Raw genomic sequence first — 24,985 nt, 5'->3', positions numbered from 1 at the left:
GGTCACCGCGCGCCCCGTCACACCGCCAGCGCCCACTTGGTGCGCGTGTAGGCCACGCGAAAGCCGGCCCGCTCGGCGTTGCATTGCGAGGTGCTCCCCGGGGCCGCCGCCATCATCGCCAGCTCGCAGCCGACGCCCCGGGCGTGCTCGAGCCGCGCGCGCAGCAGCGCCCCCTGCGCGCCGCGCCCGCGCCAGGCAGGGATGGTGCTGGCACCGGCCAGTAGCGCGATGTCGCCCTGCACGGACAGCGCCCCAGCTGCAATCATCCTCCCGTCCAGCTCGGCCACGAAGCACGACACGCCGCGCGCGGCGCCGAGGGTGGCCCCGTACTCCCGCACGAATGAGCCGAGTTCCGGCGTCTCTCCCCAACCGAGGGCCGACGTCTCGGTCCACGCCGCGAGTTCGTCGCCTCCCACACGCCGCGTGGTGAGCCCGGGGGACGGTGCCCGAAGCCCCGCCGCCGGTGTCGCCGAACCGCCTAACGGGAGATGGAGGACGGTGGAAAGCTCGATCGGATGGTAGCGGCGCGCGCGCAGCGTCTCGAGCAGTGAAGGATGGGCGAGCGGCGAGACCTCGTGAAAGACGCCTGCTCCGCGCGATTGGAAGAAGTCCTCCAAGGCACCGAAGTCGGCGTCGGATGGTGGCGAGAAAAGCCCGAGCCCGAACGTCTGTGTGAGCGGTGAGCCCACACCATCAAACATCGCGTACGTGCCGCCGATGTCGCACCAGGCCGCGCCCGACTGCGGGCGGCGCGCCGCGTGTGCCTCGACGCACGCCGCGTTGGACCCTCCTTCGGCACGCTCCAGCCGGCGCGCGAGGGCAAGGTCGGTGACCAGTGCATGAGCGGCGGGACGAGGCGACATCGCGGATCGCTGCGGAGGTTGGGGAGGGAGAGAATAGCGAGTGGCACCCGTAGGCGCGAACGTCGTGGGCCGATAGCTTTAGCCGCGTCCGACAGGGCGTTGTCAAGATTGCTCGCATTGCTCGCATAGCTCCGCATCCCGCGTTCCCGAGGTTCCCATGGCATCCCAGCACCTGCTCTGCACGCAGTGCGGCTCCGAAACAACCGCGCCGGTGAAGGTTCCGCCGGGGAGCGCATGGGTCGCCCTGGTGCTTGCCGTGCCGTTCGTGATTCCCGGGGTGGCGTATGCGGTGTGGCGCTATACCATGCGACGCGATACCTGCCCCACGTGCGGACATGTCACGCTGATCCCGTCGGACGCGCCGCTGGCGCGTGTGTGGCGCACCGCGGGGTGGATCACGGGACGCGCCACCGATTTCGGGGCGCGCACCCCGGCCGAGGTGCGACTCGACCGCATCGAGCAGGCCATCGACGCCATCGCTGGCGAGGTGGATCGCGTCTCGCAGCGTGCAGCGTCGCTGCGCGGCGCGGGGGAAGCGAGCCTCCCGCCGCGACTGCGCGATCGGGGGACCATCACCCCCACCTGATCACCTAACGACGCGGGGCGAAGGCGCCCTGCTTCGTACGCATGGCCAGGCGCTGTCCGCCGCCCGCACCCGCACGGCGGCGTGCATTCGGCGACAAGCCGCGGTAAGCTTGTGCGATGCCGACCCTCCTTGTCTCCGTCGCCGCCAAGGCGCTGCACCCGCTCGCCCTTGTTGCCGCGACGCACCTGGCGCCGCTTGCCCCGATAGCGCTGCCCGACTCCACGCCGCCGGACTCGACGCCGAGCGCGCGGGCCCTGGTGCGCCTGGTGGCCGACTACGAGAGGCGCATGCGCGAGGAAGAACCGCTGCTGCGCGTGCGTACCGGCCTCCCGCTGCACCACCTCCCCGACGTGACCCTGGCCGGTGCGGAGCGGAGCGCTGCCGAGGCGCGGGAGCTGCTGCGCTCGATCGACCTCCTGGTTCCCAAGGAGCTGTCGCCTGACGAGTGGACCACGTCGCGCATGCTGCGCTGGGAGCAGGTGCAAGTGGTCGAGGGGGCGCGCTACTTCTGGCTCTCGTTCGCTGCCATCACGCCCTACGCCTCGCCGCTGTCGAGCGTTCCTCGCCTGCTGGCGGCGCAGTCGCTGGCCACGGCCGCCGACCGGGGGCGCTACCTGGCGCTCGTGGACGAGGTGGCGGCGATGGCCGACACGATCCGTGGCGGGCTGGAGGCGCGGCGCCTCAAGCAGATCACGCTCCCGCGCGAGGAGCTGCGACTCGTCATCCCGTTCGTGCGCGGCTTCGTCCACCCGCCGCCGCAGTCGCCGTACATGGCCAGCGAGGCGCAGCTCGCGGCGCTCGACGTGGCGGCGCGAGACGGTTTCGTGCTCGCGTTAGGCGCGCGCATCGCCGACAGGGTCAACCCGGCGCTGGAGCGGCTGGCGGCATACCTGGACGGTCCGTATCGCGCCGCGGCGCGGGAGACGGTCGGCGTGGGGAACCTCCCGGGAGGCGACGCCTACTATCGCGCCCTGGTGCGCCAGCACACGACGATGGACGTTCTCCCCGACGCCGTGCACCGCATCGGGCTCGCGGAGGTGGCGCGCATCGACAGCGCGATGGCGCTGGTGCGCGGGGAACTCGGCTTTGCCGGGACCAAGGCGGAGTTCCACGCCAGGCTGCGGCAGGACCCGCGCTTTCACGCGAAGACGCCGGAGGAGTTCGGCGAGAGGTTGATGTATCACGACGCGCGCATCCGCACGCGCATTGCCGACTACTTCGCCACGCTCCCCAGGGCGCAGGGCGATGTGCGCCGCCTGGACCCGCGCCTCGAGGGGGCGATGACGTTCGGCTACTACCAGGAGCCCACGGCGCAGGACTCCATGGGGCATTACTTCTTCAACGGCTCAAACTTGTCGCAGCGGAGCACGTTGCAGGCGGCGGCGCTCGTCTACCATGAGCTGATTCCGGGGCACCACTTCCAGGTGGCGCTGCAGCGGGAGAACGCGACGCTCCCCGCCTTCCGGCGCGACGGGGGGCACACCGCGTTCACCGAGGGGTGGGGCGACTACGCGTCGGCGCTGGCGGGGGAGATGGGGCTGTACTCCGATCCGTACGACCGCTACGGCCGCCTCCTGATGGACATGTTCATCTCGTGCCGCCTGGTGGTCGACACGGGGATGAATGCGCTGGGCTGGTCGCGCGCACAGGCCATTGCCTTCATGAAGGAGAACACGCTGGAGAGCGACCTGCAGCTCGACACCGAAACGCTGCGCTACGCCGTGGACCTTCCCGGACAGGCACTGGCGTACAAGATGGGGGCGCGCGAGTTCCTGGTGCTGCGCGAGGACGCGCGAAAGCGGCTGGGGACGAAGTTCGACCTCAGGCGGTGGCATGCTTTCATTCTCGAGGGCGGGTCGATGCCGATGACGGTGCTGCGCCAGCGGTACGAGGCCTGGGTTGCGGCTGGCGGGGTGCTGCCGTGAGGGGGCAGGCGCGTGCGCGCTGGCGCTCGCGGGCGGGGCGCAGCGTCGCGCTGCTGCTGCTCGCCGCTTGTCGGCCGGCAGAACAGCCGGCCGCCGACCGCATCTTCGTCAATGCCCGCATCTGGACGGGCGACTCCGCGCGTCCCGAGGCGACCGCGCTCGCCCTTCGCGGCGATCGCATCATCGCCGTCGGGAGCGATTCGGCGGTGCGCGCGATGGCCGGGAGTGCGGCGCGCATGGAGGACCTGGGCGGTCGCCGGATGATCCCGGGGTTCCACGACGCGCACTGGCACCTGCCCACGCGCCGCAGTGCCGACCTGGTGAACGCCAGCGATCCCGCGGAGATCGTCCGCCGGCTGCAATCGTTCGCGCGCACGCTCCCGCCTGAGGCGTGGATCACGGGGCGCGGGTGGACGCCGGACATGTTCCCGCGCAATACCGCGCACCGTCGATACCTGGACAGCGCCTTTGCCGATCGCGCGGTGTTGCTCACCGACCGCGATGGGCACCAGGTGCTGGCCAACCAGCGCGCCCTCTCGCTCGCCGGCGTGGGCGTGGAGACACCGGAACCGGCGGGGGGTGCGATCATCCGCGACGCCGATGGCAGGCCCACCGGCCTGCTGCAGGAGACGGCGAGCGCGCTGGTGCGCCGGCACCTCCCTGATCCCACGGCCGACGAGGTGTACGCGGCGATGCGCGAGGAGATGCACCGCGCCGCGTCGAAGGGGCTTACCGCATTGCAACTGGCGAGTGCACCCGACTCGGTCGAGTCGAGCGCCTTCGAGCGGGCGCTCGCCGACGACTCGATGCTCGTGCGCTGGCGCATTGCCCTCCCGTTCCGCAAGGACGCCGGCGACTCGGCGTTCCGGGCGTGGAAGGCGTTAGGCGCGCGCTGGTCGGGGCCACTCCTGCGCACCGGGATCGCCAAGGGGATGCTGGACGGGACGGTCGATGCAGGGACGGCGGCGATGCTGGCCCCGTATGCGATTGGCGAGGGCTCGGGGCTCCCGCGCTGGAGCGCGGAGGAACTCAACACGACCGTCGCGCGCTATGACAGCGCCGGGATCCAGGTGGAGCTGCACGCCATTGGCGACCGGGCGATCCGGATGGCACTGGACGCCTTCGAGGTGGCGGCCAGGCGCAACGGGGCGCGCGACCACCGGCACCGCATCGAGCATCTCGAGGTTCCCGACCCGAGCGACATTCCGCGCTTTGGCCGCCTGGGAGTCATCGCCTCCACGCAAGCCATCTTCGCCACGCCCGACAAGACGACGCTGGAGAACTACGTCCCCCTCCTGGGGCCGGCGCGCGCGCAGCACGCGATGCCGTTCAAGGACCTGGACGACGCCGGGACCCGGCAGGCGTTCGGGAGCGACTATCCCGTCTTCCCGATGGATCCCTTGTTAGGCACCTGGATCGCGGTCACGCGCCAGAACCCCGACGGGACGCCGGCCGGCGGGTGGTTTCCCGAGCACCGCCTCACGCTCGAAGCGGCGCTGCGGCACTACACCGCCGGCTCGGCGTACGCCGCCTTCCGCGAGCAGGACATCGGCGTGCTGCGCGAGGGAATGCTCGCCGATTTCGTGGTGCTCTCGGAGGAAATCATCGGCGTGGCGCCCACGGCGCTGCTCAGGACCAGGCCCGTGCTCACCGTGATGGGAGGGCGAGACACGTACCGCGCGAAGTGAGCGGCTACTTCACCACGCGCTTCGCACTGACGATCGGTTTTTCCGGGAGCCGGGCGAGGTCGACCACCCTGCCGTCCTTGATGACGGCGGCAATGCGTCGGTAGTTTCGCGCGCTGGCCAGAGGATCGGCGTCGAGAATGACGAGGTCGGCGATCTTCCCGGCTTCGAGCGTCCCGATGTCGCGGTCCAGTCGATAGGCGGTGGCAACATTGGCGGTAGCCGAGCGGAGGATCTCCATCGGCGCCATCCCGGCCTCCTCGAAGGCGAGAAGGGCGTTGAAGTGCCCCTCGCCGAGCTTCACGCGCGCATCGATCGTATCGGCTGCCAGCGTCGGCGACTCCGCCAGCCGCACGGGGTCCTCGACGCCGGCGTCGGTGGAGACAAGGAGCTTTACCCCGCGCTTGACCATCTGATGCACGTTCTGGGACGCAAGCACCATGTAGGGTGTGAGGACGCCGTTGGGGGCCGACGTGCGCAGCGCGTCGAGCGAACGCGCGGTGATGGCGAGCGACGAGACGTAGGTGCCACGCTGCGCGATCTTGTCGAGCGTTTCCTGCGGGATGGTGAAGGCGGACCCGGAGATGTCGCCGTGGGTGAGAATGTCGACCCCCGCGTCCACGGCCATGTCGATGCTCTCCGGCGACGTGACGTGCGCCTGCACCACCTTCCCCGCCTTGTGTCCCTCCTCGACGATCGCCCGTTGCTGCCGCTCCGAGAACGAGACGAACGACATCTCCACGTGCCCGCTCCCGCCGAACTTGAGGAAGTCGACACCGGTCGTGAGGTAGCGGCGAATGGCGGCGCGCAGTGTGTCCGGCGGCATCCACATCAACTCGCGCCCGGTTCCCTCCTCCCACGTGCTATTGACCTGCCGCGCAAACTGCTTGGTGACCGTTGCCGCGGCGGCGCCGAAGAAGTCGGGGCCTAACGGTCCGCTGAAGCCGATGATGTTACCGGCAAAGTAGATCCGGCTCCCGGGCGCCTGGCCGGCATTGATCATGTCGCGCGCCCTGGCGATGGCCGCGCGCGGCCCCCAGGTGTCGAAGACCGTCGTCATCCCCGCCTTGAGCGCGATCTGGGCCCCCTCGAGGACGATCTCGTGATAGCGGTCCTCGTAGCGAATGAGCGACTCGAGGTCGGCGTTGAGATAGAGATGGAGGTTGGCATCCATGAGCCCCGGAATCACGTACTTCCCGCGCCCGTCGATGCGCGTGGCACCCGCGGGGATGCTGACCTGTGCAGCGGCACCGACAGCCGCAATGCGGCCATCCCTGATCAGCACCGTGCCATCGGCGATCGGCGCGCGCCCGGTGGCGTCGATGACGGTAGCGCCGGTGATGGCGAGCGTTGGCGCGCTGGGGCGCGGTTGCGCGCTGGCGTGCGGCGCAACGAGCAGGAGCGACGATGCGGCGGTGGCTGCGGCGGTTAGTCGGGTGAGGGCGTTCATGGAGTTCCTGGTTCGGGATGGTAGAGCCCGCGGGCGCGCCTAACGCCAGTCGCCGACGCCGCTACTGCACGCTCCCAAGCTTGAGCCCGCCACTCTTGAGGTAGTCCACCGCGAGATTCGCCAACGACCGCACGCCGGTGGGCAGCGCAGCTTCGTCGGCGAAGAAGAGCGGGGAGTGGTTGGCCGGCTGCTTGTTCAAGTCGGCCCCCTTGGGCGCCACGCCGAGGAAGTAGAAGATGCCGGGGATTTCCCTGGTGAGGACGGGAAAGTCCTCGGAACCGGTGACGGGGTTGATGATCTTCATCCCACCGTCACCCGCGGTGCGCTGCAGCGTCGGGGTCATCTTGTCGAGGAGCGCGGCATCGTTCTGAGTGATCAGGCCGCCGGTGGAGATCTCCACGCTCGCCGTTGCGCCTGCCGACCGGGCGATGTCCTCGGCCGTGCGCTTCACGCGCTCGTGAATCTCGGCGCGCATCGTCTGGTCGAAGGTGCGGATGGTCCCGATCATCATCACGCTGTCGGGGATGATGTTGCCGCGGTTGCCGCCCTGGATCATCCCGATGGTGATCACGGCGGGGGCCGCAGTGACGTCGATCTGGCGCGAGGCGACGGTCTGCAGGCCGAGGATCACCTGCGCAGCGACAGGGATGGGATCGACACCGCGCCAAGGCGACGAGCCATGCGTCTGGCGCCCCTTGACCTTGATCGTCAGGCCATCGGCGGCGGCCATGAAGCCGCCGGCGCGCGTGCTCAGCGAGCCTAACGCGGACGGCCAGACGTGCAATCCGAAGATCGCCGACGGGCGCGGATCCTTGAGGGCGCCGTCCTCGACCATCGCCTGCGCTCCGCCGAGCCCTTCTTCCGCGGGTTGGAAGAGAAAGACGATCGTCCCGGGAATGCGCGCCTTCATCCCCGTGAGCACCTCGGCCACTCCCATCAGGATCGCCACGTGGTTGTCGTGCCCGCAGGCGTGCATCACCCCCACTTCCATCCCGTTGTACATCGCGCGCACGGTGCTCTTGAATGGGAGGTCGACCTGCTCGGTGACCGGGAGGGCGTCCATGTCGGCGCGCAGCGCGACCACCGGCCCCGGCTTTCCGCCGCGAAGCACTCCCACAACCCCCGTCTTGCCGACTGGCGCGCGCACCTCGAGCCCGAGCGCGCGCAGGTGCTTCTCCACGAGTGCCGACGTGCGCTTCTCCTCGAAGGAGAGCTCGGGATGCTCGTGTATGTCGCGCCGCCACGCCACGACCTTGGGCATGACTTGCGCAAGGCGCGTCTCGATCTCGCGCGCCAACGGGTCAAGGGCGGCCTGGGCGGCAACTGGGCGCGTGGCGAGCGCGTGCGTGATGGCCAGCGCGCTGGCGGCGGCAAGAAGGTGCGGGCGCATGGGCGGTGTGAATGTGACGGGGAAGTGTCTCGATGCATCGGATAGTACCAGCCGCGACCGCTGGGCGGAACATGCGAACGCTGCATCGCGCGAGTCCGATCATCATCGCAATTGCCGGGTGAGTTGAGTCACCGCCGACGCCCGTTCCCACGCCTAGCTTCGCCCACACGTCGCAGCATGGCGCTGCACCGCGCGCGCGCGACGTCACGTTAGGCACGAGCGCCGGGTCGCTTTCCCCCCTGGCCCGCGGCCCTTGGCCGCTGCGCGCTTGCGCCTCCCCTGCGGAACGGGTGTCCAGGCCCGGGCCCGTTGCCGCGTGCATCCTCACCCCAGTTGTTTCCCTCCTTCCTACACATGCTATGATGAAGCCTACCCTCCTCATGGCCGCGTGCCTCGGTGCCCTCCCGCTCCTGGCGGCGTGCGATGGCTCCGGTACCGCCAGCGGCACTCCCGACGCCTCCAGCGTCGCCCTGCAGTTCAACGCCGTGGTCCCGTCCGCTGCCAGCGGTGCGAGCGCGACGGCCCAGCCTAACGCGACACGGGCCAACGGTCCCATCACGCTCACCGGCGCCAACGGGACGCTCGTCATCGACGACCTGCGACTCATCGTCTCGCGCATCCGCCTCAAGCGCGCCGAGAGCGACTGCGGTGGCGGCGACAGCGACAGCGCCACGGCGTGCCGCAAGTTCAAGGGCGGCCCGTACCTCGTGAACCTGCTCGATGGCTCAGCGGCCGACGTGGTCACCGCCGATGTCCCGGCCGGGAACTACACCTCGCTCGAGTTCAAGGCGCAGAACCTCGACCCGTCGGATGACGACGACCTCGAGGAAGATGGAACGGTTCGCGACGTGGAGCTGCTCATCGTCGAGGTGCGCAAGACGTACCCCAACTATCCGCGCAAGGCGAGCATGGTGGCGCACGGAACCTTCACGCCAACGGGCGGTGCTGCCCAGCCCTTCACCGTCTACTTCCAGGCGGAGATCGTCATTCGGAAGAACTTCTCCACGTCATTCAAGGTGCCGGAGGACTCGAAGGTTGTGATCGATCTCGACGCCACCTCGTGGTTCAAGGAAGCGAACAATGTCGTGAACCTCGCGGCGCAGAACGGGAAGACGCTGCGCTTCGAGCTGGAACTGGCAAGCGGGATCACGCTCGGCAAGTCGTAACACCGCAAGCCATCTCACAAATGGTCGCCGGCGCGCCGGCGCGCCGCGCCGACCAGGAGCCGTCGACCATCTGCGAGAGGGCCTGTAGCGGGCGCCCGAACAGGACGCCCGCGCGACCAGGCACCATGCGCGAGCGAGGGTAGCCCCCGAACCGGATACAAACCGGGATCGGGCGCACGACGAGCGCTGCGGCGTCGCCTACCGGCGTCGCAGTGCTCGCCGAGGGCGTGGATCGGGGTACATTCGTACGGGGGTGCAACGCCTGCAGTCGGGGCGTGGCGCCATGGGGAGGACTTCCCCGCTTCCCGTCCACGCCGTCCCACCTCGTTGCCATGGATCGTCCTGCCATGGATCGTCCCGCCATGGATCGCGCCACCATGGATCGTCGCGAAATGCTCGGCGCGTTAGGCGGTCTGGCCGCGGCGCGCTCGCTGGAGCTGCGCGCTGGCGGCGCGGTCGCTGCGCCACTGGACGCCGCCGCCCTTCCCCTTGCGGGTGCTCAGTTTCCCCGCAAGGACGACTTCGTCATCGAGGAAGGGGTGACCTTTCTCAACGCCGCGTACACGCACCCCATCCCACGCGTCTCGGTCGAGGCGGCGCGCCGGGCAGCCGATGCACGCGGGACGGCGCGCGCCACGATGACGGTCCCCGGTGCGGCCAGTCGCCCCACCCCCAAGGCGCTCTTCGCGCAACTCATCAACGCGAAGCCGAGCGAGGTGGCGCACGTGTCGAGCACCAGCGCCGGCGAGAACTTCGTCGTGCGCGCGCTGGGGCTCGACCACCGGCGCGATGGCAACGTTGTGACTGACGGGCTGCACTTCGAGGGGGCACTGATGCACCTCGACGCATTGCGCCAGCGCGGACTCGACGTGCGCGTCGTCGCGCCGACGCCGGACGCGCGCATCGACTTCCGCGACCTCGAACGCGTCGTCGACAACAGGACGCGCCTCATCGAGGTGTCGGCGGCGGCGATGTACAACGGCTTCCAGCACGATCTCAAGCGGGTCGCCGACCTCGCGCACGCGCACGGGGCGATGGTTTACGTCGACATCGTGCATGCCGCCGGCGCCGTTCCCATCGACGTCAAGGCGCTGGGAATCGACTTCGCCGCCTGCTCGTCGTTCAAGTGGCTCATGGGCGATTTTGGCCTGGGCTTCCTCTACGCAAGCGAAGCAGCGTTAACCAGGATCGAGCGCCCTGTGGTGGGCTACTATCAGGCCGCGAGCATCGAACCCAACTATCCCCCCAACCTCCCGCCAGGACGCTACGCGCCCATTGTGTACGACTTCAGCACGTCGGCATCGGGTCATTTCGAGATGGGGGCGTTGACGGGGAGCGCCGAGGTGATGATGGCGTTGCTCTCCACGTCGCTGCAGTACGTGCTGTCGCTCGGCGTGGAGAGGATCCAGGCGCATCGCGCGCCGATCATCGCCATGTTGCAGCGCGAGTTACCGCGGCTTGGATTCACCGCGGTCACACCGCCAGGCGCAACTGGGCCCATCGTCACCTTTGCCAGGACGGGGCTGGGCGACAGCGACGTTCCCCACAGGCTGGCGGCGGCGAAGGTGAACGTGCGGGTGGCGCAACACTGGATGCGCATTGCCCCGTCCGTGTACAACGACGTGACCGATGCGGAACGGTTGATCGAGGCGCTGCGATGACCGTCATTGCCCTGGAACAACTGCTCAGCGGGTGCACGACCGACCATCTCTGCACGCCTGAGGAGGGGGACGTGCTGGGCGCGCTCGTGCACCGCGACGCGCTGGCGCCGCTGCTCCGGCTGCGCGAGGCGGCGTCGAGGGAGGGATTCGACTTGCGGCTGGAGAGTGGCTTCCGATCGTTTGACCGACAGCTCTCCATCTGGAACCGGAAGGTGCGGGGCGAACTAGCCGTCCTCGACTCGAATGCGCAGCCGCTCGACATCGCGAAGCTGGCGCCGCGTGACCTGGTCTTCTCGATCCTGCGCTGGTCGGCGCTCCCCGGCGCCTCGCGTCATCACTGGGGGACCGACGTGGACGTTGTCGACGCCGCGGCGACGCCCGCGGGGTACGTGGTGCAGCTCGTTCCAGCGGAGGTGGAGCCGGGAGGGATGCATGCGCCGTTGCACGCGTGGCTCGATGAGCGCATAGCGACTGGCACGGCACACGGCTTCTACCGGCCGTATGACCGCGACCGCGGCGGGGTGGCGCCGGAACGCTGGCACCTGAGCCACGCCCCGCTCGCCGCGCAGTACCTTCCACGCCTCACCCTCGACGTCTTGCGTGAGACGGTGCTGCACGCCGATCTCGCGCTCAAGGAGACCGTGCTCGAGCACCTGGACGAGATCCACGCGCGCTTCGTGCTGAATGTTTCGCCGCCGCCCGGGGGACCGGTTGCCTAACGAACCACTCACGTTGCGCGCACGAGCGCAATGGGGGACGCACCACGTGCTCCCCACCACCTACGGGCGGTCGGTCCTGGGGCTCCCGCTCGAGGTCTGGCGCCCGCGCGGGCGTTGCGAGCTCCTCGTCTTCGCGTCGATCCATGGCGAGGAGCCCGAGACGACCTATGCGCTGTCGCGCGCGCTGCGGCAGCTCCCGGGCCAGGCAGAGCAATCGGCGGTCGTGCTGGCCGCCAATCCGGACGGTCTCATTCGCGGGACGCGTGGCAACGCGCGCGGCGTCGACCTCAATCGCAACTTCCCGACCGCCAGTTGGCAGGCCGCTTCGGTCACCTGCCGCTCGACCATCGAGGATCCGAGCGACGTGGTGCTCGGGACGGGCAGTGAGCCTGGCTCCGAGCCCGAGGTGCGGGCGCTGCTGTCGCTCATCGGGGAGCTGCGCCCGTCGGTGGTGGTTGCACTGCACGCGCCGCTGGCCTGCATCGACGACGCGAACGACTCGCCGTTAGGCAGGCGACTCGCCGCGCGCACCGGGATGCCGCTGGTGCGCGACGTGGGCTATCCCACCCCCGGGTCGTTCGGTTCGTGGGGAGCGGAGCACGGTGTCCCCGTCATCACGTATGAGTTTCCCCTTGCCGCCACCGAGGTCCTGATGCGCGACCACGTTCCGGTGCTCGTCGAACTCCTCACGGGGACGCTGCCGTGACGCTCAACTACATCTGGCTCGCCTTCTTCCTCATTGCCCTCGTGGTGGCGCTGGTCAAGCTCATTGTCCTGGGGGACACGGCGGTCTTCACCTCGATGGTGCAGGCAACCTTCGACTCGGCCAAGACCGGCTTCGACATCTCGTTGGGGCTGACGGGCGTCCTCACGCTCTGGCTGGGGCTCATGAAGGTGGGGGAGAAGGGCGGAGCCATCGACGTGATGGCGAGGATCGTGCGCCCGTTCTTCCGGCGACTCTTCCCCGAGGTCCCGCCCGAGCATCCGGCCATCGGGTCAATCATCATGAACTTCGCCGCCAACATGCTGGGGCTCGACAACGCGGCGACGCCGCTCGGGCTCAAGGCGATGAACGAGCTGCAGGAGCTGAACCCGGAGAAGGATACGGCGACGAACGCGCAGATCATGTTCCTCGTCCTCAACACCTCGGGGCTCACGATCATCCCGATCAGCATCATGGTGTACCGGGCGCAGCTTGGCGCGACCAACCCGTCGGACGTCTTCATCCCCATCCTCATCACGACGTACTTCGCCACGCTGGTTGCGCTCATCGCCACGGCCATCGTGCAGCGCATCAACCTCCTCGACACCGTCGTCCTCGGCTACCTCGTGGCGGTGACCGGGCTCGTGGCCGCGGTCACGTGGTACTTCACGGGGCTGCCGCAGGAGCAGGTGCAAGCAATCTCCAACGTTGTCGCCAACGTGATCCTCTACGGCGTCATCTCCGGCTTCCTGATCATGGCGATGGTCAAGAAGGTCAATGCCTACGAGGCCTTCGTGGAGGGGGGAAAGGAAGGGTTCAACGTGGCGGTGCGCATCATCCCGTACCTCATTGCCGTTCTCGTGGCCATCGGCGTCTTCCGCGCCTCGGGGACGCTCGACCTGCTCGTGACGGGGTTGAGCAACCTGCTCGAGGCGATGGGGCTGCGCAGCGACATCGTTCCCGCACTCCCCACGGCACTCATGAAGCCGCTGAGTGGAAGCGGTGCCCGCGGGATGATGGTCGATGCGATGAAGACCTACGGCGCCGATTCGTTCGTCGGACGCCTGGCGTCCACCTTTCAGGGGGCAACCGATACCACCTTCTACATCCTCGCCCTCTACTTCGGCTCGGTCGGCGTGCGGAAGACGCGGAGTGCGGTTGCACTCGGCCTCCTCGCCGACCTTGCCGGCGTCGTCGCGGCGATCTTCGTCGCTTACCTGTTCTGGGGCTAGGCCCCTGTCTACCAGCGTGTCCGTTTCAGCTGCACCGAATCCAGCGAGCCCCGACAGCGGCAACGTCGTCACCGACATCGATCCCTCCGCGATCCATCGCATCCACCTCGTCGGCGTCGCCGGGACGGGGATGGGTGCCTTTGCCGGGATGCTCAAGGCAGCCGGCTACACCGTGACGGGGAGCGATGAGAACGTCTATCCTCCCATGAGCGACATGCTGCGTGAATGGGGGATCGAGACCTACACGCCGTATGCGCCAGCCAACCTCGACCGCGCGCGCCCCGACCTGGTCATCATCGGCAACGTCATCCGCCGGGTCAATCCCGAGGCGACTGCGGTGCGCGAGCGCGGGCTGCCGCAGATGTCGTTCCCCTCGGCGTTCGGGGCGCTGATAGCCGCCACGCGCCATGCCATCGTGATCGCGGGGACGCACGGGAAGACGACGACGTCGGCACTGATGGGACATGTGCTCGCCGAGGCAGCGCTCGATCCCACGTTTCTCGTGGGAGGGGTGACGCTCAACTACGGCGGCAACTACCGGTTGGGAGATGGGGCGCACGTCGTCGTCGAGGGGGACGAGTACGACACCGCATACTGGGACAAGGGGCCCAAGTTCCTGCACTACCGCGCCAGGACCGCGCTCCTGACGTCGGTCGAGTTCGATCACGCCGACATCTACCGCGACATGGCACACTACGAGTCGGCGTTCGAGCAACTGGGGGCGGTGCTCCCCAGCGATGGCTGGCTCGGCGTCGCGGCGTCGTATCCCGGCGCGGTCGCCATCGCGCGGCGCAGCACCAGCGCGCACGTGCAGACCTATGCGTGGGAGCGTGAGGCCGACGTGCGCGGACACGATGCACGCTTCTCGGAAGAAGGGACGCACTTCACGATCGATGGCCCCAATGGCGAGTCGGTCGAACTGCTCCTCCCGATGACCGGCTACCACAACCTGGAGAACGCGACAGGCGTGTACGCGGCGGCGCGCTCGTTAGGATTGCAGCCCGCGGCGATCGCGCGGGGCTTTGCCTCGTTTCGCGGCGTGAAGCGGCGGCAGGAGCCGCGCGGCGAGGTGGGCGGGGTGCTCGTGATCGACGACTTCGCGCATCATCCTACGGCGGTGCGCGAGACGATCCTCGCCATGCGCCAGCGCTTTCCCACGCGACGGCTGTGGGCCGTCTTCGAGCCCCGGTCCAACACCTCGCGCCGCAACATCCATCAGGCGGAGTACGCCGCGGCGTTCGATGAGGCCAACGTCGTCTCGATTCGCCTCCCGGAAGCGCATGACAAGGTACCGGCCGACCAGCAGCTCGACGTGCCGGCCATCGTGCGCGCCATTGCGGCGCGTGGCATCGAGGCGCATGCCGACGCCGATCCCGAGGTGCTCGTGCGGCAGGTGGTGCAGGGTGCGGTGGCGGGCGATGTGGTGCTGGTGATGAGCAACGGCGCGTTCGGCGGGTTCATCCCGAAGTTGCTGGAGGGGCTCAGCGGGCGGTGACGGCTGGGCAATGGCAGCGAGTATCTCGTCTCTTTGTCATCCAGTCCCGTTTGACGCACACCGGTCCGGCGGGCATGTTCCTCGCGCCTCCGGCTCCCTTTCTCGACCGCCTGCTTTCGCCTTCCATGTCTCGTCGTCCGCTACGCCTCGCCATCACCGCCCTCGCGGCGATTCTCCCGGCCGCCGCCACCCTGGCCGCCCAGCCTGCGCCTAACAAGCGCATTCTCGACGTCATCAATCGCCCCGAGTTCGCGCACGCGCACTTCGGGCTCGAGATCTACGACATCGCGGCGAAGAAGGTCGTCGCGTCGTACAACGGCGACCGCCTCTTCGTTCCCGGTTCCACCACCAAGGTCGTGACCATGGCGACGGCGATGCAGGCGCTGGGCGCCGATCATCGCTTCCGCACGCGCGTCTATCGTACTGGGGCGATCGTCAACGGGATCGTGCAGGGCGACATCGTCCTCGTGGCCTCGGGCGATCCCAACATCTCGGGGCGCGTGCGCGACGGGCGTTATGCTTTCATCGACCAGGACCACTCGTACGGCGGAATGCCGCTGCCGAGTGACCCGCTCACCACGCTGCGTGCGCTGGCGCAGCAGGTGGCGTCGAAGGGGATCAAGGGGCTCACGGGGCAGGTGGTCGTCGATGGTTCGTTGTTCAGGGAAGGGGAGCGCGAACTGGGAACGCGCATCGTGATGTCGCCCATGGTCGTGAACGACAACGTCATCGACATCGTCATCACCCCGGGGCGGCGCGTCGGCGAGCCCGCCACGGTCGAGGTCTCGCCCAAGACGTCGCTGCTCACCGTGCAGGCGTACCTCACCACGATCGATTCGACGGTCAACGCGCGTGTTCGCATGACCGAGGACAGCACGAACAAGGATCGCCGCTTCCTGGTGGCCAACGGCGCGGTCCCGATGGGGGCGCCGATCAACTCGCGCTGGGCGGTCCCGTCACCCGTGCGCTTTGGCGAGATCACCTTCGCCGAGGTGCTGGGCGATGCCGGCGTGCGCGCCATTCCGCGCCTGGCCTCGCGCGTCGTCGATGTCGCCGCGCTCAAGGCTCGTTATGCAGACTCGCTCATGGTCGCCGAGCACACGTCGCTCGACCTGGCCAAGGAGGCGGTCGTCCTCCTCAAGACGTCGCAGAACCTGCACGCCTCCAACTTCCCGCTCGTCGTGGGGGCGCTCAAGGGCGAGGGGACCAGGGGCGGCTTCGACATCGCGCGCGAGTGGCTGACGAGCGAGGGGCTCGACCTCGATGGCGCGGTGCAAGGCGACGGCGCCGGCGGCGATGCTTACTTCACGCCGCGCTTCATGACGCGACTCCTGGCCAAGGTGTGGGAGAAGCCGTGGGCGAACGACTTCAAGATGGCGATGCCTAACCTCGGAAAGGATGGAACGCTGGCCAAGATCCAGGTCGATGCGCCGGGGGCGGGAAAGGTGTGGGCCAAGACGGGGACCTTCGGCTCGTTCGATCCCCTCAATCGCCGCCAGTTGATCCACGGCAAGGGGCTCACCGGCTACTTCACGTCGAAGAGCGGGCGCGAGATGGCGATCGCGGTGTACGTGAACAACGTCGCCGTGGCCAAGGGCGATCCGGCGATCGTGGCGGGCCAGGCGTTAGGCGAGATTGCGTCGATCGCGTGGGAGACGGTGAAGTAGCGGGGGCGAGTTGTCACCGGCGCGCGGGCATCCACCGCTCGCGCGCCACCAGCCGCCCGCTCCCCGCCGCTCCCACGACCTTTCCCTCCTCCACGACGACCTCGCCGCGCCGTAGCACCGTCATCGGCCACCCCGTCACGCTCCACCCTTCATACGGCGAATAGTCCGACTTGCCGTAGTCGTTGGCGGCCAGCACCGGTGCGGTGCGCTTGGGGTCCCAGATGGCGATGTCGGCATCGGCGCCGGCGCGGATCACCCCCTTCTTCCCATACACCCCGAAGATCCTCGCCGCGTTGGTCGACGTGGTCTCGACGAAGCGCGTGAGCGAAAGCTTGCGCTTCCCCACACCTTCGGAGAAGTACATCGGGAGCATCCACTGCAGGTCGCTCGCCCCGGGGCGCACGCGGGCGATGGAGAGCTGCGGATCCATCTTCTGCTCGCGCGTCCATGGCGCGTGGTCTGTGGCCAGGACGTCGATGCTCCCGTCGATGAGCCCGCGGAACATCGCATCCACATCGGCGCGCGGGCGCAGCGGTGGCTGCCCGACAAACAACGGATAGTCGCTTCCGCGCAGCTTCGATTCGTCGAGGTGGATGAAGAGCGGGCGCGTCTCCAGGTAGAGCGCGCGCCCCATGGCCCGCACGGGGCGGCAGGCCTCCAGCGCGCGCGCCGACGACATGTGCACCAGGTAGACCGGCGCCGCCGTGTCCTCGCATAACGAGGCAGCTAGCTGTGTTGCCGCCACCTCGGCGATGATTGGGCGCGACTCGATGTAGTGGTCGAGCGAGGTCTTCCCCTGCGCCGTGAGGCGCCGCACCGCGGCATTGAGCAGCGCGCCGTCCTCGCAGTGGATCATCGTCACCACCCCCGCCGCCCGCGCCCCCTCCAGCACCTTGATCACCATCTCGAGCTGCGCCCCGAAGTCGGCGCGCACCATGTAGAACTTGATGCTCGGCTGCCCACGCTCGGCGAGCGCCGGGAGCGCGGCCAGCAACGCGTCGTTTGGGGGCCAGACCGAGGAATGGAGGATGACATCGGCGATCGCCTCCTGCTTCACCGTCGCTTCCATCCGGTCGAGCGCGGCGAGGATTGCCTCGTCGCGGCGCGGTGTCGAGAACGTCCCAACGGTGGTGATGCCGCCCGCGAGCGCCGCCTGCGTCCCGCTGGTGAGGTCGTCGGCGAAGGTGGGGTGCAGGTGCGTGTGCGGGTCGATGCCTCCGGGCATGAGGAGCATCCCCCGCGCCTCGATCACGCGTGCGCCGGCGCCGGGCGTCAGGTGCGAGCCCACCTCGGCGATCGTCTCGCCCACGATGCGGACATCGGCGGCGACGACGCCGTCGGCGTTCACCACGCGTCCGCCACGGATGAGGAGTTCGTTGGCGTTAGGCGTGGAGGGGTTGATCGCGCGGAGGATCTGCGGTGCGCTCAGCGATGCGACCCCCGCGGTGGCAAGCGTGCGCAGCACATGGCGGCGGCTGATGTCCTGTGTCACGGGTCGGGAGCGGAGGACGTTGGTCGCGCGCACGCCGGTCGGCACGCGGACCGCGGCGCGAGCGTGGGCGCCGCTACAGCGGCAACCAGTAACTCACCTTCACCAGGAACGTGTTGTCCGTCGGCGCGCGCAGCAAGGCCGCCCAGTCGCGCGAGATGGCGAAGTCGCCGCGTACCACGTCGCTCCGCTGCCGCCGCTGCCAGACGAGGAAGATCGCCGATCCGGGGCGATACTCCCACCGGATCACCGCGTTGCCGATGAGCGAGCGGACGTTGAAGTCCTGCTCGTCGATGGTGGTGTCGGTGGCGCCGTCGCCGTTGACGTCGATGTGGCGCACGTTGTCGCGGTCGACGCAGGTGCGCCCCCCCGTGCAGCGTGTCACGCCATCGACCGAGACCGCCGTGCCCTCGCCGAGACTCGTGAAGGCGAAGCTCGCCGGCGCGGCAAGCTGCTTGTAGTTGGAGTAGTCTCCCGACGAGAGCAACGGTTGGGCGAAGAGCTGGAAGGAGAGCGTGGGGGAGAAGGCGGCGTTGACGCGGGTGGGGAGCGCCAGTTCGCGGCGCGATACGTTGCCGAAGAAGTAGTGCCCGCCCATGGTCGGCGCGTAGCCGGGATCCTCGAGCTGTCCCACGTACTGGGCGCCGATGGTCGCGTGCGTGAAGCGCGGCTCCACCTCCACCTCGAGGCGCGACGACGGGCGCATGTTGATCTCGAGCGCCGCCTGCATCTCGTTCCCGCTCCCCATGGCCCCGCGGCGCACGTACAGCGAGGGCTCGACGGCGAGGCGCGCGCGCTGGTCGGTCTGCAGCGAGAATCGCAGGTCCCCCCAGCGCGGCTGCAACATCAGGGGGCCGCCGCGCGTCCCGCTCCGGTCCATCGTCTCGGGATGCCACTGCGCATTGCTCTCGAGGCGCCAGAAGTTGGTGAACTCGATCGTCGAGTTCACTCCCACCGACCCCGCCACGTGCGCGCGCCCCCAGGCGTCGCGGCTCCAGGGCCCCGCCACGGCGTCGTGGCTCCAATTATGGAATGTCGACAGCGCCACGTTGTATGAGCGGTACCATCGACCCGGGTTGATCTCGCGGTATTGCACCCGCGCCCCGCCGTCCAGCACTTCCTGACGCGTGCTGAAGCCCGCGTCGTTGACCTCGAAGCCCGGTGACACCTCGGCGGCCCACACGGAGCCGGTCCAGTGGTCGCCGCGCCGTTTCTCCACCGTCATGCGCCAGTCGTAACCCGACATGGTGCGCGCCGACGAATCGACGCCGGGGCCGCGGTAGTCGGGGCGCTGGAAGAAGTGGTTGCTGGCGCGCTGCAGGCGGATCATCGCCACCGAGTCGCCGCGCACGTGGCTCCCCGCGACGTAGCCGAAGAAGCCCCACATGCGGTTCCCCCACTGGTGTTCCCAGTCGATCCCGCCGTTGAAGGCGGACTGGGGGAGGAAGTCGAAGGTCCTGTCGGCGGGGAGGGAACGCGCCAGCCCCGTCCCGATCACGCCGATGGTCGAGGCGCCGCCGTTGAAGTCCTGTCGCAGCCGCAACACGCCGTAGCGCGCGCGCGGCTCGACCATGAACGGGCGCTCGGGCTCATCGTCCGAGAGGAAGGCGCGCCCGTCGGCCTGCTGCGTCATCGCCACCAGCGCACCTAACGAGAGGCCGCGCTGCGTGCGTCCGGTGAGCTTGGCGGCGCCCAGGATGTTGGCCGACGCGGGAACGTCGGCGAAGAGCGCCGCCTCGGGCGCCCCGCCGCGCGGTGCGCGCCCCATGCGGCGCGAGTAGTACAGCCGGTTGCGCCCGCCGGAGAGCGAGAAGTCGAAGATCTTCGCGTCCTCGACGAAGAAGGGGCGCCGCTCCTCGTAGAACTGCTCGAACGCGGAAAGGTTGATGACCGCGGGGTCGGCCTCGACCTGCCCGAAGTCGGGGTTGATCGTCGCGTCGAGCGTGAAGGCGCCGCCCAGCCCCACGCGCACATCGCTCCCCACGCGCGACGAGGCGTCACGCCCGGTGCGGAACGGGTTCCCCGCCTCCGCCGTCCCGCGGAAGACCGAGCCTAACGCGTACGGGCGCAGTTCCAGCCGGCGCGCGCTCCTGGCCCGCACCCCCTGCAGCTCCCCGAACTGCGAGACGAGCCCGCGCTGCAGGCGCGAGACGAGGGCAAAGTGCGACTCCTCGTTGGAGCGCACGCGCCGCCGCGCGAAGTTCACCCCCCACGCCTGCTCGCCATCCACCTCGCGAAAGCGCAACTGCGAGAGCGGGATGCGCAGCTCCGCCGTCCAGCCGAGCGAGTCGAAGGCGACCGACGATGACCAGACCGCGTCCCATGTGCGGTCGCGTTCGTTGTCGTCGAAGATGTACTCGTCGCGCTGCACGTTGGCCGCGCTCACCCGGAAGATGAAGCCGGTGCGCTTGTCGCGGTTGGAGTCGAAGGCGACCTCGAAGTAGTCGGCCTGCGCATCCTGGTCGCGACGAACGAGCTGGCGGGCGATGGTCTCTGGCTCGTGGTCGAACATTCGCGCCGCGACCCAGACGGCCGTCTCGTCGATGAGGATGCGCACCTCGGTGCGATCCTGCGCCGGCCCTCCCTCCACGGGATAGCGCTGCACGAAGTCCGAGGCAACCGGCGCTGCTTCCCATGCGAGGTCGTCGATACGCCCGTCGAGCACGATCGCGCCGGTGCGCGGCGCCGCGCGGAGCGACCGGCGCGCACCAGCGCGCGCCGCCGCGGCCGTCGCAGAGGCGTCTTCCTCCTGCGCACGAACACGACGCGACGCCAGGAGCGAGCAAGCGAACATCGCCGCGCAAACGGCGAGACGGAAACGGGTCACTGGGGGATGACCGATGCGGGGAGCGAATGGCTGAGCGAGCCGCGGACCGACACTCGGGGCGGTTCCAAGGCGAACAGGCCGCCCAGTCCAGATTAACGCACGACGACCGGGAGACGTTCACACCCGATGACCCGGGATGCCGGTCGTGAGGCGCGGCGGCGGCGCTCATCTCTGGCGCCGTGCCATGACGGCAGCTATCACACACTACGTCAAGCCAAGGGCGAGGTGTGCATGAGAACGATGCTCGGCAGGTGCGTCGAAGTGACGGTCGTGGGTGTGGTGATGGTGCTTGGCGCGCTGGCGCCATCGACCGGGAGGGCGCAGGCGCCGCTGCGACGGCTCGCCAGGAGCGACGCCGAGCATCGCGAGCCGTTCACGTCCATCAGCGGGCTCCGCGAGCTGAGCGACGGGCGCGTGCTCGTGGCCGACGTGCGCGAGAAGACGTTGCAGCTGATCGACCTGTCGCGCGGCACGTCGCGCGCGGTGGGTCGGCAGGGCGCCGGGCCCGGGGAGTGGGGGAGCGTGTCCGAACTCGTTGCCTTGCCGGGCGACACGACGATGATGATCGACGTCGCCAACGGGCGCGTCTTCCTCGTGGGCCCCGACGGGACGCCGGCACCCCCCGTGCGCATGGCGGAGAACAGCCCGCTCCTCTGGTCGCAGCTGGTTGGTGCCGACGCCGCCGGGCGACTCCTCCTCGTGAAGTCGCGCGCGCCGTCCACGCCGACCGCCGGGAGCGTCGGGACTGCCGACGTGATGCGACTCGACCGGCGCAGCGCTCGCGTGGACACGGTAGCGACGCTCGCCGAGCCCAAGGGGGAATTGACGGCGGCGCGCATACTCGGCGGCGGGATGATGCAACTGGTGACCAACCTCCCGTTCGCGTCGCGCGACCTGGCCGCGATTGCGCCTGACGGGCGCATCGCCCTCGTGCGGAGCGCCCCCTACCGCGTGGAGTGGATCGCCCCCGACGGAACGCGCCGTGAGGGGGCGGTCGCTGCGTCGCCGAACATTCCGGTCACCGCGGCGGAGAAGGCCGACTTCGCGCGCCGCTCCGTGCGCCCCGGGGGGATCCTCATCCGCCGCGGCCCGGCCGCGCCACCGCAAAAGGAGGGAGCAGGTGCAACGCCCCAGCCGCGCACGCCGACCATGTCGAAGCTCGACGTCGAGAAGCTCTTCACCCCCGACCAGGAGTGGCCCGCGGTCAAGCCCCCCTTCCTCGATGCGGCGGTGCGCGTGGCCCCCGACGGGCGCGTGTGGGTGCAGCGCACGCGTGCCTGGGACGACTCCATCCCGACGTTCGACGTCTTCGATGCCGCGGGACGCGTCGTGGAGCGCGTCGCGCTCCCCAGGCGCACGAGGCTGGTAGGGTTCGGGACCAAGTCGCTCTACCTGGCGCGGACCGATGACGACGACCTCGTCTGGTTGCAGCGCGTCCCGCGGTAGAATCCGTCTCATGGTCAACTCCGCCGTCGCACGTTGTATCGCGCTCCTCACCTGCGCACTCGGCGCGCTCGCCGCGCCGTTGCGCCTGGCGGGGGCGCAGGAACAACCGCGCGCGCAGGGGCGTGTGGTCGTCGACACCGTGCGGGCGCGCGCGCTGCTCGGCAATCGCGCCGGCGATGCGATCGAGCGCGAGGTGTGGATCTACCTCCCGCCGAGCTACGAGCGTGACCGTGCGCGTCGCTATCCCGTCCTGTACCTCCTGCACGGGATGACGTCGCACCCTCGCGAGTGGCTCGACGGGAGCTACCAGGGGTTCGACTTGCGCCTGGCGATGGACTCGCTGGCACTGCAGGGACACGAGTACCTCGTCGTGACGCCGCATGCCGACAACGCGTGGGGCGGGGCGTTCTACGTGAACTCTGTCGCGTTTGGGCGATGGGACGACTTCGTGGGGCGCGAGCTGGTGGGATACGTCGACGGGAAGTACCGCACCATGCGCGACCGCCGGCATCGCGGGGTTGCCGGGCAGTCCATGGGGGGATTCGGGGCACTGTCGCTCGCCATGACGCACAGCGCGACGTTTGCAAACGTCTATGCGATGAGTCCCTGCTGCCTGGCGATGGTCGGCGAGCTGGGGAGCGCGCACCCCGTGTGGCAGCGCGCGCCGTCGTTCTCGTTGTCGGACAAACCGCAGAATGTCGCCGAGTCCATCGTGCGCGACCTGTCCGCCGTCTTTGCGCCGACGTATCGCACGACCGCACCGCTGGCCCTTCCGTATGTGGTGCGCGGCCAGCAGGTGCGCACCGTCCCGGCGGTGCAGCGCACCTGGCGCCGCTTCATTCCCACCGACCGCGTGGCGCGCGATCCGAGCGCGCTCAAGGCCATGTGCGGGATCGTGATCGACTATGGCGCACAGGACCAGATCCCGAGCGTGGTGGAGGGGTCACGCACCTTTGCGGCGGCGCTGGCCAAGGCCGGCATTGCGCACACGGTCGAGGTGTACGACGGCGGTCACGTGGACAAGGCGCGCGATCGCTTCGAGCGTCACCTCCTGCCGTACTTCGCGCGCGTCTTTGCGACGACGGCCACGCGGCCGGGGTGTTGAAGGGGTGCGTTCCTGAAGCTCGACACGGAGGATCACGGAGGATCACGGAGGATCACGGAGGATTCGCGGAGGGATCACGGAGGATCACGGAGGATTCGCGGAGGGATCATGGAGGAAGCGCCGAGGCACGAGTGAGTGCCAGAACCGCCGCCCACCGTCCCAGCGCAAGCTGGGATCCATTTGTCCTCGCGTTGCACCCGACCGGTCGCGGGCGGCGCCGGGGTTGGCGATGGGAAAGCTTGACACGGAGGATCACGGAGGGATCACGGAGCGATCACGGCGGATTCGCGGAGCGATCACGGCGGATTCGCGAGGCTATCACGGAGGAAGCTAAGAGGCACGAGTGAGTGCCAGAACCGCCGCCCACCGTCCCAGCGGAAGCTGGGACCCATTTGTCCTCGCGTTGCACCCGATCGGTCGCGTCTGGCGCCGGGGTTGGCGATGCAGAAGCTCGACACGGAGGATCACGGAGGATCACGGAGGATCACGGAGGATCACGGAGGATCACGAAGGATCACGAAGGATCACGAAGGATCACGGAGGATTACGGAGAATCACGGAGGATTCGCTGAGCGATCATGGAGGAAGCGCCGAGGCACGAGTGAGTGCCAGAACCACCGCCCACCGTCCCAGCGCAAGCTGGGATCCATTTGCCCTCACGTTGCACCCGACCGGTCGCGTCTGGCGCCGGGGTTGGCGATGGAAAAGCTCGACACGGAGGATCACGGAGGATTCACGGAGGATTCGCGGAGCGAGCATGGAGGAAGCGCCGAGGCACGAGTGAGTGCCAGAACCACCGCCCACCGTCCCAGCGCAAGCTGGGATCCATTTGTCCTCGCGTTGCACCCGATCGGTCGCGTGCGGTGCTGGCCTCGGCGATGGAGAAGCACGACACGGAGGATCACGGAGAACGGCAGTGCCGAGGTCTTCTCCGTGTACCTCCGTTCCTCCGTGTGTCCCCCGTGTTCAAGGCTCTTGGAACTACCAGCATCGCAACCACTGCCACGAATGCGGGGCGTCATCGTGAAATGGCTCTGTACCTGGCCGGCAAACAGGCGCGCGAAAGCGCTGGATGCGGGCGATCGATCAACGAGGTTCACCAACTCAAACGCTTGAACTCGGAGTAGCTGTGTTGAAATCCAAGCGGTGGTGGCCACGTCGAACTGCCATCGCTGCTGTCTCCTGAGCATTGCGTTGAGAATCAGGGCAGTTCGCGGCACTCCCTCGTTTACCTCCGTGTCTCCACCGTGCGCTTCCGTGTCGTGCTTGTGTTGTTGCGATCACGGACGCCCGAGGCAGTCGATCGCGAGTATGCCGAGGACAAGTGGATCCCAGCTTTCGCTGGGAAGGTGGGCGTGGGGGGCTGGGTTCGGCGCGTCGCGGCACTCCTTCGTGCGCCTCCGTGTCTCCTCCGTGTGCATCCGCCGTGAGCCTCCGTGTCGTGCTCTTTGTAGTGCTTCAGCGCTTTTCGCACTTGGCCAAGACCTGAGCGAGTTACACCCCTCCGGTAGTCATGCGGCTGCGCGCCGTTGCTCGTCGTTGCGCCGCCGTCGGTCCAGCCGTGCCTGTTCCAGCT

The 24,985-nt window shown here is 68.8% G+C and carries 17 protein-coding genes; 12 read left to right on the top strand and 5 right to left on the bottom strand.

Annotated features, from left to right (window positions below; genetic code table 11):
- Positions 1–17: 17 nt before the first annotated feature.
- The gene (locus IT359_18575) at positions 18–863 is read right to left on the bottom strand and encodes a GNAT family N-acetyltransferase (GenBank protein MCC6931003.1); all 846 of its coding nucleotides are present in this window, start codon (positions 861–863) and stop codon (positions 18–20) included.
- Between the two features lie 157 nt (positions 864–1,020).
- On the opposite strand from IT359_18575, the gene IT359_18570 reads away from it, so the two are divergent.
- The 3 genes from IT359_18570 (at position 1,021) to IT359_18560 (ending at position 5,062) form a co-directional block, all read left to right on the top strand.
- On the top strand, positions 1,021–1,449 hold the full coding sequence (locus IT359_18570) for a hypothetical protein (GenBank protein MCC6931002.1): 429 nt from the start codon (positions 1,021–1,023) through the stop codon (positions 1,447–1,449).
- A 116-nt stretch (positions 1,450–1,565) separates the two neighbouring features.
- Complete coding sequence (locus IT359_18565; protein MCC6931001.1) at positions 1,566–3,374, top strand: DUF885 domain-containing protein; 1,809 nt, start codon at positions 1,566–1,568, stop codon at positions 3,372–3,374.
- The gene (locus IT359_18560) at positions 3,371–5,062 is read left to right on the top strand and encodes an amidohydrolase (protein ID MCC6931000.1); all 1,692 of its coding nucleotides are present in this window, start codon (positions 3,371–3,373) and stop codon (positions 5,060–5,062) included. Before IT359_18565 ends, IT359_18560 begins: the two co-directional genes overlap by 4 nt.
- 4 nt (positions 5,063–5,066) lie before the next feature.
- Here IT359_18560 and IT359_18555 read toward each other — a convergent pair whose 3' ends face one another.
- On the bottom strand, positions 5,067–6,509 hold the full coding sequence (locus IT359_18555) for an amidohydrolase family protein (protein ID MCC6930999.1): 1,443 nt from the start codon (positions 6,507–6,509) through the stop codon (positions 5,067–5,069).
- Positions 6,510–6,570: 61 nt separating this feature from the next.
- Positions 6,571–7,899, bottom strand: a complete 1,329-nt coding sequence (locus tag IT359_18550; protein ID MCC6930998.1) for an amidohydrolase — start codon at positions 7,897–7,899, stop codon at positions 6,571–6,573.
- A 359-nt stretch (positions 7,900–8,258) separates the two neighbouring features.
- On the opposite strand from IT359_18550, the gene IT359_18545 reads away from it, so the two are divergent.
- From IT359_18545 to dacB, 7 genes are all read left to right on the top strand, one after another.
- Positions 8,259–9,065, top strand: a complete 807-nt coding sequence (locus IT359_18545) for a hypothetical protein (protein ID MCC6930997.1) — start codon at positions 8,259–8,261, stop codon at positions 9,063–9,065.
- Positions 9,066–9,397: 332 nt separating this feature from the next.
- Positions 9,398–10,726 carry an aminotransferase class V-fold PLP-dependent enzyme gene (locus IT359_18540; protein ID MCC6930996.1) on the top strand — a complete coding sequence of 443 codons (1,329 nt, stop codon included), beginning with the start codon at positions 9,398–9,400 and terminating at the stop codon, positions 10,724–10,726.
- Positions 10,723–11,445: a M15 family metallopeptidase gene (locus IT359_18535; protein MCC6930995.1), complete on the top strand. Its 723-nt coding sequence runs from the start codon at positions 10,723–10,725 to the stop codon at positions 11,443–11,445. The genes IT359_18540 and IT359_18535 overlap by 4 nt, the downstream gene beginning before the upstream one ends.
- The gene (gene mpaA, locus IT359_18530) at positions 11,438–12,151 is read left to right on the top strand and encodes a murein tripeptide amidase MpaA (protein MCC6930994.1); all 714 of its coding nucleotides are present in this window, start codon (positions 11,438–11,440) and stop codon (positions 12,149–12,151) included. The genes IT359_18535 and mpaA overlap by 8 nt, the downstream gene beginning before the upstream one ends.
- Positions 12,148–13,380 carry a spore maturation protein gene (locus tag IT359_18525; protein ID MCC6930993.1) on the top strand — a complete coding sequence of 411 codons (1,233 nt, stop codon included), beginning with the start codon at positions 12,148–12,150 and terminating at the stop codon, positions 13,378–13,380. Before mpaA ends, IT359_18525 begins: the two co-directional genes overlap by 4 nt.
- 16 nt (positions 13,381–13,396) lie before the next feature.
- Positions 13,397–14,875: a hypothetical protein gene (locus tag IT359_18520; GenBank protein MCC6930992.1), complete on the top strand. Its 1,479-nt coding sequence runs from the start codon at positions 13,397–13,399 to the stop codon at positions 14,873–14,875.
- Positions 14,876–15,000: 125 nt separating this feature from the next.
- Positions 15,001–16,542, top strand: coding sequence for a D-alanyl-D-alanine carboxypeptidase/D-alanyl-D-alanine-endopeptidase (gene dacB / locus IT359_18515; GenBank protein MCC6930991.1), 1,542 nt, complete (start codon positions 15,001–15,003; stop codon positions 16,540–16,542).
- A gap of 13 nt (positions 16,543–16,555) precedes the next feature.
- Here dacB and IT359_18510 read toward each other — a convergent pair whose 3' ends face one another.
- Together IT359_18510 and IT359_18505 are read right to left on the bottom strand one after the other, a co-directional pair.
- A complete protein-coding gene (locus IT359_18510) occupies positions 16,556–18,034 on the bottom strand; it encodes an amidohydrolase family protein (GenBank protein MCC6930990.1) in 1,479 nt (492 codons plus the stop codon).
- 73 nt (positions 18,035–18,107) lie between these two features.
- Positions 18,108–20,858, bottom strand: coding sequence for a carbohydrate binding family 9 domain-containing protein (locus IT359_18505; protein MCC6930989.1), 2,751 nt, complete (start codon positions 20,856–20,858; stop codon positions 18,108–18,110).
- Between the two features lie 231 nt (positions 20,859–21,089).
- On the opposite strand from IT359_18505, the gene IT359_18500 reads away from it, so the two are divergent.
- Positions 21,090–22,304 carry a hypothetical protein gene (locus tag IT359_18500; protein MCC6930988.1) on the top strand — a complete coding sequence of 405 codons (1,215 nt, stop codon included), beginning with the start codon at positions 21,090–21,092 and terminating at the stop codon, positions 22,302–22,304.
- A gap of 10 nt (positions 22,305–22,314) precedes the next feature.
- Positions 22,315–23,409: a hypothetical protein gene (locus IT359_18495; protein ID MCC6930987.1), complete on the top strand. Its 1,095-nt coding sequence runs from the start codon at positions 22,315–22,317 to the stop codon at positions 23,407–23,409.
- Positions 23,410–24,985: the final 1,576 nt, after the last annotated feature.

Source organism: Gemmatimonadaceae bacterium (assembly GCA_020852815.1).
Lineage (GTDB): Bacteria > Gemmatimonadota > Gemmatimonadetes > Gemmatimonadales > Gemmatimonadaceae > SCN-70-22.
The sequence above is the reverse complement of the archived record's forward strand: the minus strand, read 5'-3'. Positions and strand labels throughout refer to the sequence as shown.

What these genes read in the sequence shown, in the direction of transcription:
- IT359_18500 (MCC6930988.1), top strand. Translation starts at nt 21,090, where the DNA reads ATGAGAACGATGCTCGGCAGGTGCGTCGAAGTGACGGTCGTGGGTGTG.
- IT359_18550 (MCC6930998.1), bottom strand. Translation starts at nt 7,899, where the DNA reads ATGCGCCCGCACCTTCTTGCCGCCGCCAGCGCGCTGGCCATCACGCAC.
- IT359_18555 (MCC6930999.1), bottom strand. Translation starts at nt 6,509, where the DNA reads ATGAACGCCCTCACCCGACTAACCGCCGCAGCCACCGCCGCATCGTCG.
- dacB (MCC6930991.1), top strand. Translation starts at nt 15,001, where the DNA reads ATGTCTCGTCGTCCGCTACGCCTCGCCATCACCGCCCTCGCGGCGATT.
- IT359_18535 (MCC6930995.1), top strand. Translation starts at nt 10,723, where the DNA reads ATGACCGTCATTGCCCTGGAACAACTGCTCAGCGGGTGCACGACCGAC.
- IT359_18570 (MCC6931002.1), top strand. Translation starts at nt 1,021, where the DNA reads ATGGCATCCCAGCACCTGCTCTGCACGCAGTGCGGCTCCGAAACAACC.
- IT359_18545 (MCC6930997.1), top strand. Translation starts at nt 8,259, where the DNA reads ATGATGAAGCCTACCCTCCTCATGGCCGCGTGCCTCGGTGCCCTCCCG.
- IT359_18565 (MCC6931001.1), top strand. Translation starts at nt 1,566, where the DNA reads ATGCCGACCCTCCTTGTCTCCGTCGCCGCCAAGGCGCTGCACCCGCTC.
- IT359_18540 (MCC6930996.1), top strand. Translation starts at nt 9,398, where the DNA reads ATGGATCGTCCTGCCATGGATCGTCCCGCCATGGATCGCGCCACCATG.
- IT359_18575 (MCC6931003.1), bottom strand. Translation starts at nt 863, where the DNA reads ATGTCGCCTCGTCCCGCCGCTCATGCACTGGTCACCGACCTTGCCCTC.
- IT359_18495 (MCC6930987.1), top strand. Translation starts at nt 22,315, where the DNA reads ATGGTCAACTCCGCCGTCGCACGTTGTATCGCGCTCCTCACCTGCGCA.